This is a genomic window from Roseateles sp. AC306 (assembly GCF_979253795.1).
On the sequence record NZ_CEEDEB010000005.1, the window covers coordinates 321,808 to 334,641 of the forward strand.

12 protein-coding genes are annotated in these 12,834 nt (G+C 70.8%); 7 read left to right on the plus strand and 5 right to left on the minus strand.

Features of this window, described 5'->3' with window-relative positions; all coding sequences use genetic code 11:
• Window positions 1-148: 148 nt before the first annotated feature.
• The 3 genes from AC0IZJ_RS13570 (at window position 149) to AC0IZJ_RS13580 (ending at window position 3,023) form a co-directional block, all read left to right on the plus strand.
• A complete protein-coding gene (locus tag AC0IZJ_RS13570; protein ID WP_471850527.1) occupies window positions 149-973 on the plus strand; it encodes a hypothetical protein in 825 nt (274 codons plus the stop codon).
• The gene (locus AC0IZJ_RS13575; protein ID WP_471850529.1) at window positions 970-2,061 is read left to right on the plus strand and encodes a helix-turn-helix domain-containing protein; all 1,092 of its coding nucleotides are present in this window, start codon (window positions 970-972) and stop codon (window positions 2,059-2,061) included. Before AC0IZJ_RS13570 ends, AC0IZJ_RS13575 begins: the two co-directional genes overlap by 4 nt.
• 92 nt (window positions 2,062-2,153) lie before the next feature.
• The gene (locus tag AC0IZJ_RS13580) at window positions 2,154-3,023 is read left to right on the plus strand and encodes a hypothetical protein (protein WP_471850531.1); all 870 of its coding nucleotides are present in this window, start codon (window positions 2,154-2,156) and stop codon (window positions 3,021-3,023) included.
• Window positions 3,024-3,030: 7 nt separating this feature from the next.
• On the opposite strand, the gene AC0IZJ_RS13585 is transcribed toward AC0IZJ_RS13580, so the two are convergent.
• The 4 genes from AC0IZJ_RS13585 to AC0IZJ_RS13600 form a co-directional block, all read right to left on the minus strand.
• A complete protein-coding gene (locus AC0IZJ_RS13585; RefSeq protein ID WP_471850533.1) occupies window positions 3,031-3,645 on the minus strand; it encodes a glutathione S-transferase family protein in 615 nt (204 codons plus the stop codon).
• Between the two features lie 216 nt (window positions 3,646-3,861).
• On the minus strand, window positions 3,862-4,842 hold the full coding sequence (locus AC0IZJ_RS13590; RefSeq protein ID WP_471850534.1) for a Cj0069 family protein: 981 nt from the start codon (window positions 4,840-4,842) through the stop codon (window positions 3,862-3,864).
• A gap of 10 nt (window positions 4,843-4,852) precedes the next feature.
• Window positions 4,853-5,101 (minus strand): hypothetical protein, encoded by a 249-nt coding sequence (locus tag AC0IZJ_RS13595; protein WP_471850536.1) that lies wholly within the window; start codon window positions 5,099-5,101, stop codon window positions 4,853-4,855.
• A complete protein-coding gene (locus AC0IZJ_RS13600) occupies window positions 5,085-7,367 on the minus strand; it encodes an FdhF/YdeP family oxidoreductase (RefSeq protein ID WP_471850538.1) in 2,283 nt (760 codons plus the stop codon). Before AC0IZJ_RS13600 ends, AC0IZJ_RS13595 begins: the two co-directional genes overlap by 17 nt.
• 48 nt (window positions 7,368-7,415) lie before the next feature.
• On the opposite strand from AC0IZJ_RS13600, the gene AC0IZJ_RS13605 reads away from it, so the two are divergent.
• The 3 genes from AC0IZJ_RS13605 to AC0IZJ_RS13615 all read left to right on the plus strand — a co-directional run bounded on the left by AC0IZJ_RS13605 (window position 7,416) and on the right by AC0IZJ_RS13615 (window position 10,784).
• Window positions 7,416-7,859 (plus strand): DUF3072 domain-containing protein, encoded by a 444-nt coding sequence (locus AC0IZJ_RS13605; RefSeq protein ID WP_471850540.1) that lies wholly within the window; start codon window positions 7,416-7,418, stop codon window positions 7,857-7,859.
• A 167-nt stretch (window positions 7,860-8,026) separates the two neighbouring features.
• Window positions 8,027-9,367: a sigma-54-dependent transcriptional regulator gene (locus tag AC0IZJ_RS13610; RefSeq protein WP_471850542.1), complete on the plus strand. Its 1,341-nt coding sequence runs from the start codon at window positions 8,027-8,029 to the stop codon at window positions 9,365-9,367.
• Between the two features lie 73 nt (window positions 9,368-9,440).
• Complete coding sequence (locus tag AC0IZJ_RS13615) at window positions 9,441-10,784, plus strand: sensor histidine kinase (RefSeq protein ID WP_471850544.1); 1,344 nt, start codon at window positions 9,441-9,443, stop codon at window positions 10,782-10,784.
• Here AC0IZJ_RS13615 and AC0IZJ_RS13620 read toward each other — a convergent pair.
• Entirely contained in the window at window positions 10,747-11,715 is a 969-nt protein-coding gene (locus AC0IZJ_RS13620) for an AEC family transporter (RefSeq protein ID WP_471850546.1), read from the minus strand. The genes AC0IZJ_RS13615 and AC0IZJ_RS13620 overlap by 38 nt on opposite strands.
• 124 nt (window positions 11,716-11,839) lie before the next feature.
• Between AC0IZJ_RS13620 and AC0IZJ_RS13625 the strand changes: the two genes are divergently transcribed.
• A complete protein-coding gene (locus AC0IZJ_RS13625) occupies window positions 11,840-12,787 on the plus strand; it encodes a protein kinase family protein (RefSeq protein ID WP_471850548.1) in 948 nt (315 codons plus the stop codon).
• The last annotated feature ends 47 nt before the right edge of the window (window positions 12,788-12,834 follow it).

Sequence of the window (12,834 nt, forward strand, 5' to 3'; positions counted from 1 at the left end):
CCATTTTTCATGCGTGGTGAGTTACCGGGTTCAGGCAGCCCGGCTCGCGGGCTTCTGCCGTGTCCTGGCGTCCGTTTCGAACGAGAAGGACAGTTTTCAGCCCGCTGGCCGGGAGCATGGCGATTCCCGCAACTCTGACGGACCTGCCATGCGCCCGCTCTTCTCCCGCCTGCTGACTACCCTGGCCGCTTCTGCGGTTCTTGCCGTCGCTGCCCCCGCCGCCCGCGCCGAACCCGCCCATCCCACGCCGCACGACCTCGTCGGCCTGGACATCAACCTGCAGATCGAGAAGGTCGAAGGGCCCGCAGCCGCCAGTCAGCCGAACCAGGGGGTGATCGTCCGCCGCATCCTGCCCCATGGGCAGTGGACGTCCTCGGGCGCCGGCGGCCCCAATCACCGCGACGCCCGCGGCAATTCGCAGTGGCGCCGCCACGGCCCCCAGACGCTTGTCGAAACGGCGGGCGACGGCTCCAGCCTCAGCTATCGCTTCGACACGCCGCAAGGCGGCCAGTGGACCTGGGATGCCGGGCCAGGCCGGGCGACGCTGAGCGGCAGCTTCACCACCGCGCCCAGCACGCCCACGCCGCAGCAGCAGCTCGCCTCCGCCGAACATGCCGGCCTGCATGTGCCGCTGGTCATCAAATGGGCGGCCTCGCAGCTCGTGCCGGCGAACCAGTACCCACGCGCCGGCCTCGTGCTGCAGACCTATGCGGCCGACGGCACCCTGCTCTTCCAGGGCTTCGGGCCGGGCACGCTCAACTCGCGCGGCACCTATCGCTACCAGCGCGTCTCGGCCAACACGGCGGTCGAGGAAGCGGTGCAGACCAGCGACTTCTTCACCTATCCGTACACGATGGTCTACACCTTCAAGACGCCCGATTCGGGCGTCTGGTACCAGAACTTCGGTGACGGCCTGATCCGCTTCTCCGGTACCTTCGACACCTTTCCCGCCGCGCCGCCGCAATCCCGATGACCGAAATCGTCAAGGCTGTCAGCCTGTGCTCTGCCAGCCTTGGCGCCTGGACGCTGCTCGGCCTGTTGCTGTCGCGCCGCGCCGAGCCGGCGCTGCGCTGGACGCTCGCGGCCTTCGTCGCGCTGCTGCTGCTGCCGCCGCTGCACCTGTACCTCGAGCTGGCGCGCGGCGAGCCGTGGGGCCCGCTGAGCATCTGGACCCATTCATTGACCTGGGCCTACGGCCCGTTGCTGCTGCGCGCGGTCGGCCTGGCGCTGCTGTGGCCACCCGGCCCCTGGCGCCACCCGGCGCACCTGCTGCCGGTGCTGCTGGTGGGGTCGGCCGCCGTGGGCGGCGCGGACTGGGCGCAGTCGCGCGCCCTCGTCCTGCTGCTGGCCCTGCAGACGCTGGGCTACGCGGGCTACACGCTGCGCGCCTGCTGGCGTGAACGGGCGCGGCTGCGCCGGCTCGCCACCGGCCACCGCAACAGCCGAGCGCACTGGATGCTGTTCGTCGCCGCCGGCCTCGTCGCCGCCTCTGCCTGGGATCTCAGTGTGTTCGCGCTGTTCGCCAGCGGCCACCTGCCCGCCAGCGGAATGCTCGCCAGCTTCGCACTCGGCCTGGCGCTGTATGTGGACGGCATCGCGCTGCTGGCGCTGTACCCGCCCGCCTGGCCGGACCGCACGGCCGAACAACCACAACCCGCCGATGAGCCCGTGGCGGCCAAGCCCGCGCCCCGTGCCGTCGAGCTCAGCCCCGAAGCCGCCCGCGAGCTGACGGCCAGGCTCGAACGCCTGGTGCAGGCCGAGGCCCCGCACCGCGACCCCGACATCTCCCTGCCTCGCCTGGCCGCGCTGATGGACATCACGCCGCATCAATTGTCCGAATTGCTCAACCTGCACCTGGGCAGCAGCTTTTACGACTACCTGAACCACTGCCGGCACGTGGACGCGCTGCGTCTGCTGGAGCAGGCCGGCGCCGACCTCACCGTCGCCGACATCGCCTACCGCGCCGGCTTCAACAACCGCAACAGCTTCTACAAGGTGTTCAAGGAGAAGACGGGGCTGACGCCGACGGACTACCGGCGCCAACAGCAGCGGCGGGCGTGACGCGACGGGCGCAGCAGCGCAAAGTAAAAAGTCCCGGCGTCGTGACGGCTGCTCTGAGCTAGGCTGCGCGCCGTCGTACCACGCCCGCTCGCATGACCGCCACCCGCTGGACCCTGCTTCTCATCGCCGCACTGGCGGCTGTGGCCGGCGCGATCCATTCACTGCGCGAGCCGGCCGAACGCCTGCCCGTGTTGACTCCTGCCCAGCCGGCGACCGAGTTGCCGGCGACCCTGTCCGCAAGCGCACCAGCAGGTCCGATCACAACCGGTGCCGCCGGCGCCGTGCCCCGGCCGGCAGCGCCGCCCGTCACCCCACCGGCATCGACGAAACCCCGCATCGGCTCCGAAGGCTATGGCCCGCACATCGAGCGCGCCCAGGCCGGCAACGATGCCACCGCCGCCTGGGAGGCGGCTCGTTGGTTGCGGCAATGCGCCTCCAACGAGGAAAGGCGCCAGAGCTACGAACGCATGCGCGGCGAGCGCGTACCGCAAGAAATGCTGATCGAGCTGATGCTGGAGGCCGACGCCGAAGGGCGCCTCTGCCAGACCGTCACCGCCCGGCACCACGCGATGCGGCAGGAACTGGCTTTGCGGGCGATCCGGGAGGCGGTCCCGAACGCGGCGTCCAGTTTTGCCGAATGGGTCAACCCCAGCGACATCGCACCGGCGCTACGGAAGGAAGTGGCCGACGCGATGCGCCGCGACGCGGACACCGGCCAACTCGGCGGGCTGCTCGGCGCCCTGATGACCAGCGCCGCCTGGGGCCTGAGTGCCGAGGAGCGGCTCGGCTATCTCGTCGCCTTCAGTGAAATGCACGACAACGGCGGCCAGGCCCTCGTCCGGCGCTGGATCACGAACCGCGCCATCCAGCTCGACTCTGAACCGACGCCACAACAGTTGGCCGCCGCGCAGACCGCCGGTGAGCAGATCGTCGAGCGGGCGCGCGCGCGCAAGCAGCCCTGAACCCCGCTCAGGGCATGCCGTTGCCCACGTATTCCGCAAACCCCGGCCGGTCGCCCAACCGGTGCAGATACGCCTCCACCGCCGGCAGCTCGGCCCGCGCGATCGGCGCGTTCTTCCAGCGCTGCGCCGAGAGGCCGAGCACCACGTCGGCCAGCGTGAAGTCGTCGCCGGTGACGTAGGCGCCGGTCTTGGCGAGCTGGGCGTCCAGGATGCCCATGTGGCGGTTCCAGTTCGCCACGCCGGCCTCGATGGCCTCGGGCGCCGCCGGCTGGCCGCGCACGAGCGCCATGAAGGCCACGCGCCAGGAGTTGTTCAACTCGCCGGCCTGCCAGTCCATCCACTGCTCGACTTTGGCGCGCGCCTGCGCCCCGGTGGGCAGCAGCGTCGCCGCGCCGGCCTTGTTGGCGAGGTAGCGGCAAATGGTGTTGCTCTCCCAGAGCACGAAGTCGCCGTCGATGAGCACGGGGATCAGGCCGTTGGGGTTGAGCGCCAGGTACTCCGGCTCCTTGGGCGACCGAAAGCCCGGGCCCCAGTCCTCGCGCTCCAGGTCAAGGTCGAGCAGCGCAGCGGTCCACATGACCTTGCGCACGTTGATGGAGGGGAGGCGGCCGAGAAGTTTCATCGTGTCAATGCTCGTGCGGTTGGTGGCTGTCAGGCACATGCGGGTGGCTGTGCGGGGAGGACGCGTGATGATGCCGGTGGCCATGCGCGCCTGCCGGCATGGGGTCATGTGAGCGCAGTGGCTGCAGGTGTCGTGGCCGTGGGTCGTTCCGAGGCAGCGTGTCGTGCAGAGCGCCGGCAGCGGCTGCGGGCCATAGCAGCGGTCGCGCCAGGCCGGTCATGCCAGGCGCGCCTGCACGGCCTGCACCAGCGGCGCGATGGCCGAGTCCGGGAAGGGCGCGACGCTGCTGACGTTGATCTCGCACAGCACCCAGTCGTCATCGGCCACGCCACGCAGGAAGTCGCAGTCCCACAGCATGGGCAGCGCATCGCGCGCGAGGCCGAAGTGGCTCAACAGCGCCGGCAGCCACTCGTCTTCGAGCCGGCGCCTCAAGCCCTGGCCGTGCGCGAGATCGGCCGGGTGGTAGAGGCGCGGGCCCGGCTCGGCCTCGGGGTGCAGCGCGACGAGGGCCTGCACGCCGAAGCCGACGACGCGGTCCTGCACGAGGTAGCAGCGCGTCATGCCCTCGGGCAGGCGCGGCTGCCAGGCCTGGTCGACCATGTGGCCACCCGACTCGAAGTAAGGCGCCATGCGCGCGATGGCTGCATCCAGCGTCAGCAACTCCTCGGCGCTGCCGCGCTGGGCGTGGCGCAGCCTCACCCGGCCGTCGGCCGCCAGCTCGAAGCGCCAGACGCCGATGCCGCTGTGCCCCCGCCACTGCTTGAGCACGCGAGCGCCAGCAGCCAGGCGCGTGGGCAGATCGGCGTGCAGCTGAGCGAGGCTGTCGACGCGCCAGCAGTCGCTGCCCCAGCCGAGATGGCGGGTCTCGACGAGGACGTCCTTGGTGCCGAGCTTGAGGATGGTGTCGGGATGCGTGCTGACGAAGACGCCTGCCGCCGCTGCGGCGCGCAGCGTTGCATCGAGCATGTCGCGCGAGCGGCCGGCCTCGATGGGGTTGACCCAGACGAGGGCGCCGTCCATGGCCAGCAACTGATCGCGCACGTCATCGGCCCAGTCATCGGCATAGACGACTGGCTCAGCCCGGACGCCCGCTTCCGCGAAGGCGGCGAACAGCGCCGCGAAGCGGTTGTTCTGCGGCGTGGCGGCGCGGCGGGCGGCGGCGTCACCGGGGTAGACGATGGCAAGGCGTGTCGGCATGCCGCCAACTCTAGCCCTGCGGAAATGACAGCTGAGCCCGGCCCGCCTCGGTCAGCCGCACCGTCCAGCGGCCGCCGTCGTCGCAGTGCAGGCTGACCCAGCCGGGGCCCGCCACGCCGCCGATGCGGGCATCGCCGAGAGGCGTGAACTCGCGCAGCAGTTCGCTGACACGCGCGTCCAGCCGCTTGGCCAGGCGCGTCAGCGGCACGGCCTCCGCGCCCTCGCCCAACTCGCGCAGCAGGTCAGCCGGCGTGCGCACTCAGGACGACCGGGATGGACTTGGACGTCGGCGTGCGCGCGCCGATGGAAAAGCTCTGCAGCGGCACCAGCGGGTTGGTCTCGGGGTAGTAGCTGGCCAGGCAGCCGCGCGGGATGTCGTAGGCGACGAGCAGGAAGCGCTCGGCCCGGCGCTGCTGCACGTCGTCGCTGCCATCACCGACGTAGAGGCTGGTGATGTCGACCCAGTCGCCGGCTTTCATGCCAAGGTCCTTGATGTCGTCGGCGTGGATGAAGACGACGCGGCGGTGGCCGTGGACGCCGCGGTAGCGGTCGTCCAGCCCGTAGATGGTGGTGTTGTACTGGTCGTGCGAGCGCAGCGTCGTCAGCGTGAAGACGCGAACGTCACGGTGCCGATCGGCGGCGCGTTCCATCGCCAGGTCGGTGGGCAACGCATGGGTGCTGAACGCCGCACGGCCGCTGGCCGTGGCCCAGACACGCTCGCTCGCCGTGTTGCGCAGGCGGAAGCCGCCCGGCGCCTTGAGCTTTTCGTTGAAGCCGGCGAAGTCGGGCAGCACGGCCTCGATGCGGTCACGGATGGCAGCGTAGTCGCCCGCAAGCCGCAGCCACGGCGTGCGGCTGTTTTTCAGCGTCGCGCTCGCCATGCGCGCGACCAGCATGGGCTCGGACAGCAGATGCTCGCTGGCCGGTGCGTTCATGCCGGCGGACAGGTGCACCATGCTCATCGAGTCCTCCACCGTGACGCCCTGCGGCCCGGTGGCCTGCACGTCGATCTCGGTGCGGCCCAGCACCGGCAGCACGAGCGCCTTGCGGCCATGCACGACATGGCTGCGGTTGAACTTGGTCGTGATGTGCACGGTCAGTTCGCACTGGCGCAGCGCGCGCCAGGTGGCGGCCGTGTCGGGCGTGGCGGCGGCAAAGTTGCCGCCCATGGCGATGAAGACCTTGCCGCGGCCGTCGAGCATCGCTTCGATGGCGCCGACCGTGTCGAAGCCCGGCTCGCGCGGCGGCTCGAAGCCGAAAACCTCGCCGAGCTTGTCCAGGAAGGCCGCCGCCGGCTTCTCGTAGATGCCCATGGTGCGGTCGCCCTGCACATTGCTGTGGCCACGCACCGGGCAGGCGCCCGCGCCGGGCCGGCCCAGGTTGCCGCGCAGCAGCAACAGGTTGACGATCATCTGGATGGTCGCCACCGAGTGCCGGTGCTGCGTGATGCCCATGCCCCAGCAGGCGATGACGCGCTCGCTGGTCGCGTAGATCTCGGCGGCCTGCTCGATCTGCGTACGGGTCAGGCCCGACGCGTCGACGAGCGGCTCCCACGGCTGTTCGCGCAGCTCGGCCACAAAGGCCTCGAAGCCGGTCGTGTGCTCGGCGATGAAGGCCGTGTCCAGCACATCCAGTTCCACGACGCGCTTGCACATGCCCTTGAGCAGCGCGAAGTCGCCGCCGACCTTCAACTGGAAGTAGTGGCTGCTGATCGGCGAGTCTCCGAGCGTGGCCATCTCCATGGCGTTTTGCGGGTCGGCAAAGCGCTCCAGGCCGCGCTCGCGCAGCGGATTGAAACTGACGATGCGCGCGCCGCGTTTGCGCGCCGCGCGCAGCTCGCCCAGCATGCGCGGGTGGTTGGTGCCGGGGTTCTGCCCGAAGACGAAGATGCAATCCGCCTGCTCGAAGTCGTGCAACGTCACCGTGCCCTTGCCGACGCCGACCGTCGGCTTCATCGCCGCTCCGCTGGGCTCGTGGCACATGTTGGAGCAGTCCGGGAAGTTGTTGGTGCCGTACTCGCGCACGAACAGCTGGTACAGGAAGGCGGCCTCGTTGCTGGTGCGACCTGAGGTGTAGAAGATGGCCTGGTTGGGGTCGGGCAGAGCCTGAAGCTCGGCAGCGATCAGCGCAAAGGCGGCCTCCCAGGTGGTGCGCTGATAACGGTCGGTCTGCGCGTCATAGACCATCGGCTCGGTGAGGCGGCCGGTGGCCTCCAGCTCGTAGTCCGACACCGTGGCCCATTCGCGCAAGGTCTTCGCACCAATCACCTCCGGCGTGGCCCGCCGCGCCGTCGCCTCCGCCGCCACGGCCTTGGCGCCGTTCTCGCAGAACTCGAAGGTGGAGCGATGGTCACGGTCCGGCCAGGCGCAGCCGGGGCAGTCGAATCCGTCGGTCTGGTTGGCGTGCAACAGCGTCTTGGCGCCCTTCACGGCCACGCCCTGCTCGTTGAGGTGCTTGGCCACGCTCTTCAACGCGCCCCAGCCACCGGCCGGGCCGTCGTATCGCTCGATCTTTCGTTCGCTCATGGCGGGTCAGCCTAGCACTGCATGCCGCCGGCACCGGCTGCTCCGGCCATGCACGCCGCAGGAACGCTGATTGCCGAAAGCAGCAACGAATTTCCAGCGAGGCTACCCATGACAGACAAGCGCACCCAACAACATGCCAACGAAGGCAATATGCAGAAGGACCCCGACGAGTGGGTGACCGGCGACGAGCCGATGACCGGTGCTCAACGCTCCTACCTGAAGACGCTGAGCGAGGAAGCTCACCAGCCCTTCGATGACGGTCTGACGAAAGCGCAGGCGTCCCAGCGGATCGAGGAGTTGCAGGCGCTCACGGGACGCGGGCAAGCAGCCGGCCGGGCTGACAAGTCCGGCGCGGGCGATGTGCCCGCCCGGGACGCAAATGCTGAAGCGGACGAAGGACCGCTGGAGTCGCTTGGCCGGGCGATCGGCGAAACCGTTCTTGGCTCGGAGCCAGATCCCCAAGACGACCGCGACGGCAAGCGGCCCGCCTGAGGTCAGCGCGCAGGCGCCGGTCGGCACACGACGGCACCGGCTCGGCGGCGGCTGTCGTTCAGCCCCCGCCGCTATCCTTGCTTCATGCATCGTCTCTGCGCCGCCCTCGCCCTGTGTCCCGCCCTCATCGCCGGCAGTGAAGTCGCCAACGGCCACGGCAAGTGACCATGCGACGAGTCCTGATCATCGACGACCACCCTGGCGTGGGCCAGGCGCTGGAGCTGCTGCTGTCCCTTCACGACATCGCGGCCAGCGTCGCGGCGAGCCCGGAGGCGGGCCTGGCGATGCTGGAGACGCGGCCCTTCGGCCTCGTCATCCAGGACATGAACTTCACGGCCGACACGACCTCGGGTGAGGAAGGCGAGGCGCTGTTCCGCGCCATCCGCGCGAAGCGGCCCGACCTGCCCATCATCCTGCTCACCGCCTGGACGCGGCTGGACGCGGCCGTGGCGCTCGTGAAGGCCGGCGCGGCGGACTATCTGGCCAAGCCCTGGGACGACGCCAAGCTCGTTGCCACCGTCGAGAACCTGCTCGAACTGGGCGAAGCCAACCGAGAGATCGCGCAGCTGCGTGAGGCGCGGCGCGAGCGGCGAGCCGCACTGGCGCGTCGCTATGACCTGGCCGGCGTCGTGTTCGGCTCGGACGCGACGGCCAATCTGCTGGAGTTGGCCGGCCAGATCGCCGCCGCGCCCGTGCCCGTGCTGATCACCGGGCCCAACGGTGCGGGCAAGGAGCGCATCGCCGCCTTCGTGCACGCCAACTCGGCGGCCAGGGAAGGCGCCTTCGTCGCGCTGAACTGCGGCGCGCTGCCGGCCGATCTCATCGAGGCCGAGCTGTTCGGCAGCGACAGCGGCGCCTACACGGGTGCTGCCAAGGCGCGCGTGGGCCGCTTCGAGGCCGCGGACGGCGGCACGCTGTTCCTGGACGAGATCGCCAACCTGCCGCTGGCCGGCCAGGTGAAGCTGCTGCGCGTGCTGGAGACGGGGCAGTTCGAGCGGCTGGGTTCCAGCAAGACGCGCCAGACCCGCGTGCGCGTGTTGTCGGCCACCAACGCTGACTTGCGCTCGATGGTGAAGTCAGGTGCCTTTCGCGAGGACCTGTTCTACCGCCTCAACCTCATCGAGCTCAAGCTGCCGCCGCTGGCCGAGCGGCGCGACGACGTCCTGCCGCTGGCCGAGCATTTCCTGGCCGGCCGCGCGCGGCTGGGCGAGGCTGCGCGCGAGGCGCTGCTGGCTCACCGCTGGCCGGGCAATGTGCGCGAGCTGAAGAACGCCGTCGAGCGTGCGGCGTTGCTGTGCGGCGGCGGCGAGATCACGCCGGCATTGCTCGGGCTGGAAGAGGCGCAGGCGAACGGTGGCGCGTACCGCAACCTCGACGAGCCGAGCCGCGAGGCCGTCGTGGCGGCGCTGGACGCAGCGGGCGGCATCGTCAGCCGCGCGGCGACGCAGCTCGGCCTGTCGCGCCAGGCGCTGTACCGGCGGTTGGAGCGTTACGGGATCGCGCCGTGAGCGCTGCGCCGGGCCGCCCCAAGCAAGCTCGCTCCCGCCTGGCGGGACAGGCCGCAGGCCGAAGGGTGCACCAATGACCTTGTCGCTGCGTGCCCGCGCCTTGCTCGCGCTGGCGGTGGCTGCGGTCGTGCCGCCGCTGGTCATCCTGGGCGTGCGTCGCCTCGGGCTGGAGTCAGGCATTGCGCTGGCTGTGGCCGTGCTGGTGATGCTGCCCTTGATCACTTGGCTGGCCGCGCTGTGGCTGGCCCCGCTGCTGCGGCTGACGCGCGCCCTGGAAGGCGCCGTGCTGAGCTACCGAGACGGCGACTTCAGCCTCAACCTGGCACCCGACGGCCCGCGCGAGCTGCGGGCGCTGACCCGCCTGCATGCTGACATGGGCCTGGCCCTGCGCGAGCAGCGCCAGCACCTGGCCCAGCGCGAGCTGCTGCTGGACACGGTCGTGCAGAACACGCCGGTCGCGCTGGTGCTGACCGGACCGGGCGGCCGCATCGCCATCGCCAACCTGGCCGCACGGCAGCTGTTGAGCGATGGCCGCAGCCTGGTCGGGCTGGACTTTGGCGCCGTCATCGAGACCCTGCCCGAAGCCTTGCGCGAGGCGCTGGCCAGCGACGCCGACCAGCTCTTTGCCGTGACGCTTGCCGATGGTGTTGAAGAGACTTTCCACCACAGCACCCGCGCCTTCCGCCTGCAGGGCCAGCCCCACCGCCTGCGCCTGCTGCGGCGCATGACGCGCGAACTCTCGCGCGCCGAGGTGGCGACATGGAAGCGCGTCATCCGCGTGCTGAGCCACGAGCTGAACAACTCGCTGGCGCCGATCTCGTCGCTGGCCCACAGCGGCGCCGAGCTGGCACGGCGCGGCAACACCGAGCGGCTGCCGCAGGTGCTGGCGAGCATTGGCGAACGGGCGGCGCATCTGCATGGCTTCCTGTCGGGCTACGCCAGCTTTGCCAAGCTGCCCACGCCCAGGCGCGAGGCGGTGGAGTGGGCGCCGTTCCTGAACCGCCTGGCCACGCTGGGCGAGTTCAACCTCGATGGCGAGGTGCCGGCCGAGCCGGGCTGGTTCGACGCGGCGCAGGTGGAGCAGGCGCTGCTGAACCTGATCAAGAACGCGCACGAGTCCGGCAGCGCCCCCGACGAGATCGCGCTGCGGCTGGCGCTGGTAGGCGCCGAACTGCGCATCGAGGTGCTGGACCGCGGCCCCGGCATGAGCGAGGCGGTACTGGCGCAGGCGCTGCTGCCCTTCTATTCGACCAAGCGCTCGGAGCCGGGCTCGCAGGGCGGCACCGGCCTGGGCCTGGCGCTGGCCCGCGAGATTGCCGAGGCGCACGACGGCCGCGTGGCGCTGAGCAACCGCGACGGCGGCGGGCTGCGCGTGGTGATCAGCTTGCCGAGATCAATACCGCCGCCAGGCCGCTGAAGGTCAGGAAGGCCAGCGCCGTCGACGCCAGGATGATGCGGGCGATGCGGCCGTTGTCTGCACCGTAGCGCTCGGCCAGCAGCGAGACGTTGCTGGCGCTGGGCAGCGCGGCGGCCAGCGTCAGCGCGACGAGCTGGCCTTGCGACAGCGGTGCACCCAGCCAACGCGCGGCCGCGGCGAGCGCGAACACCAGCGCCGGATGCAGCAGCAGCTTGATCGCCGCGACCGGCAGGTACAGCGACGGCGGCGTGACCCGCCCGGCCGCCCGGTTCGCGCGGCCCGAGCGGCTCAGCACGGCGCCGATGGTGAACAGCGCCACCGGCGAGGCGGCATCGGCCAGCATCGCGACCGTCTTGTTCAACGGCCCCGGCAGTTGCCAGCCCAGCGCGCCGACGGTAGCGCCGATGGCGATGGCCCAGGGCAGCGGGTTGGACGCCGCCGCCTTCAGCGCCTGCACAAAGGCGGCCCGCTCGGCGCGCAGGTTGGTGCCGGCCTGGGCCAGCGCGATGCAGACCGAGCTGGTCACGAACAGGTCCGCCAGGATGGTGCTGATGACCACGCCGGCGGATGCACTGCCCAGCAGCGCGACGATGAGCGGCACACCCATGAAGCCGGTGTTGGGGAAGGCCGCCACCAGCGCGCCCAGGGCGGCGTCCTTCATCGCCACGCGCGGCGACAGCGTCACGGCGACGGTGAAGAAGACGATCAGCAAGGCCGCCGCCAGGTAGACCCCCAGCAGCGCCGGGTTCAGCAGCTCCAGCACCGGCGTGTCGCGCCCGAAGCGGAACAGCAGGCAGGGCAGCGCAAAGAACAGCACAAAGCCGTTCAGGCCGGGAATGGCGCTGTCGGGCAGCGGCCCGCGCTCGGCGGCCAGCCAGCCGCACAGCACCAGGGCGAAGAAGGGGAAGGTCGTGGCGAGGACGGCGAGCATGGCGCTGGGTGTTGAAGCGGCCGGCAGTATCCGCGCCGTGAGCGAATGCGCGCCACGCACCAGTTTGTGACCGCGTGGGATGGCAACGCCCTACGGGTCCCCCCTAATATGCGGCGCCATGCGCATGCCCAACCTCTCCCTGCCACCGCCAGCCGCCGCCGCCCCGCTGGACGAAGGCCAGGCGCTGGGCGTGTGGCGGCTGGAGAAGCCGCTGCCCGACGGCGAGCAGGCCCATGCCGGCCAGTGGTACGGTGCCCACCACGCGATGGCCACCACGCAGAAGGCGGCCGTTCTCGTGCTGGACCGCAGCGACCTGGGCGCCGGCGTCATGCTGCGCTATGCCGACCAGGCCGGTGATCTGGCCCGGCTGCAGCACCCCCACATCGCCGTGCCCAGCGACAGCGGCGTGACGCCCGACGCCCACCCCTATCTCATCCTCGAAGGCGAACACGGCGAGCCGCTGCTGCCACAGTTGCACGGCTTGAGCCTGCGCCAGCGCATCGAACTGCTGGTGCAGCTCTGCGAGGCGCTGCGCTCGGCTCACCAGCAGGGCTGGCTGCTGTCGGAACTGGACCCGGCGATGGTCTGGCTCGGCAACGACGGCGATATTCGCCTGATGGGCCTGGGCCTGGCCCGCATCCCCGACCCCACCGACCCCTTCGACCGCGGCCTGAGTCTGGGCGCCTCGCCGGCCTTCATCGCGCCCGAGCGCCGCAGCGGGGAGCCGCCCAGCCTGGCCAGCGAGGTCTACGGCCTGGGTGCCCTGGCCCGCGTGCTGATCTGCGGCTGGGAAGACACCCCCCGGGGCCCGGCCCCGCTGCGCGGCAGCGCGGCCGACCAGTGGCCTAACATGCGCGAGGAGCAGCAGATCAAGCTCGACGCGCTGTTGCGCTCGGCGATGGCCGAGTCGCCCGATCTGCGCACGCGCGGCGCGGAGCAGTTGGCTGACGAACTGCGCGAATGGCTGGGCCTGAGCCCGCAGCGCAGCGCTGCCGCCCCGGCCGACGGGGATGCCGCCAAGCCGCCGGCCTGGTGGAAGCGCTGGCTGCGGCCGGCGCAGCCCCGCGCTTAGAGCGCCCCTGGGCACGGGCTTCTTGGGATGCGCCGGCAGCGGCGCTG

Excerpts from the sequence above, each read along its gene's own strand:
- AC0IZJ_RS13605 (WP_471850540.1), top strand. The coding sequence starts at position 7,416 with ATGCACGCCGCAGGAACGCTGATTGCCGAAAGCAGCAACGAATTTCCA.
- AC0IZJ_RS13575 (WP_471850529.1), top strand. The coding sequence starts at position 970 with ATGACCGAAATCGTCAAGGCTGTCAGCCTGTGCTCTGCCAGCCTTGGC.
- AC0IZJ_RS13620 (WP_471850546.1), bottom strand. The coding sequence starts at position 11,715 with ATGCTCGCCGTCCTCGCCACGACCTTCCCCTTCTTCGCCCTGGTGCTG.
- AC0IZJ_RS13610 (WP_471850542.1), top strand. The coding sequence starts at position 8,027 with ATGCGACGAGTCCTGATCATCGACGACCACCCTGGCGTGGGCCAGGCG.
- AC0IZJ_RS13585 (WP_471850533.1), bottom strand. The coding sequence starts at position 3,645 with ATGAAACTTCTCGGCCGCCTCCCCTCCATCAACGTGCGCAAGGTCATG.
- AC0IZJ_RS13615 (WP_471850544.1), top strand. The coding sequence starts at position 9,441 with ATGACCTTGTCGCTGCGTGCCCGCGCCTTGCTCGCGCTGGCGGTGGCT.
- AC0IZJ_RS13625 (WP_471850548.1), top strand. The coding sequence starts at position 11,840 with ATGCCCAACCTCTCCCTGCCACCGCCAGCCGCCGCCGCCCCGCTGGAC.
- AC0IZJ_RS13580 (WP_471850531.1), top strand. The coding sequence starts at position 2,154 with ATGACCGCCACCCGCTGGACCCTGCTTCTCATCGCCGCACTGGCGGCT.
- AC0IZJ_RS13600 (WP_471850538.1), bottom strand. The coding sequence starts at position 7,367 with ATGAGCGAACGAAAGATCGAGCGATACGACGGCCCGGCCGGTGGCTGG.
- AC0IZJ_RS13570 (WP_471850527.1), top strand. The coding sequence starts at position 149 with ATGCGCCCGCTCTTCTCCCGCCTGCTGACTACCCTGGCCGCTTCTGCG.
- AC0IZJ_RS13590 (WP_471850534.1), bottom strand. The coding sequence starts at position 4,842 with ATGCCGACACGCCTTGCCATCGTCTACCCCGGTGACGCCGCCGCCCGC.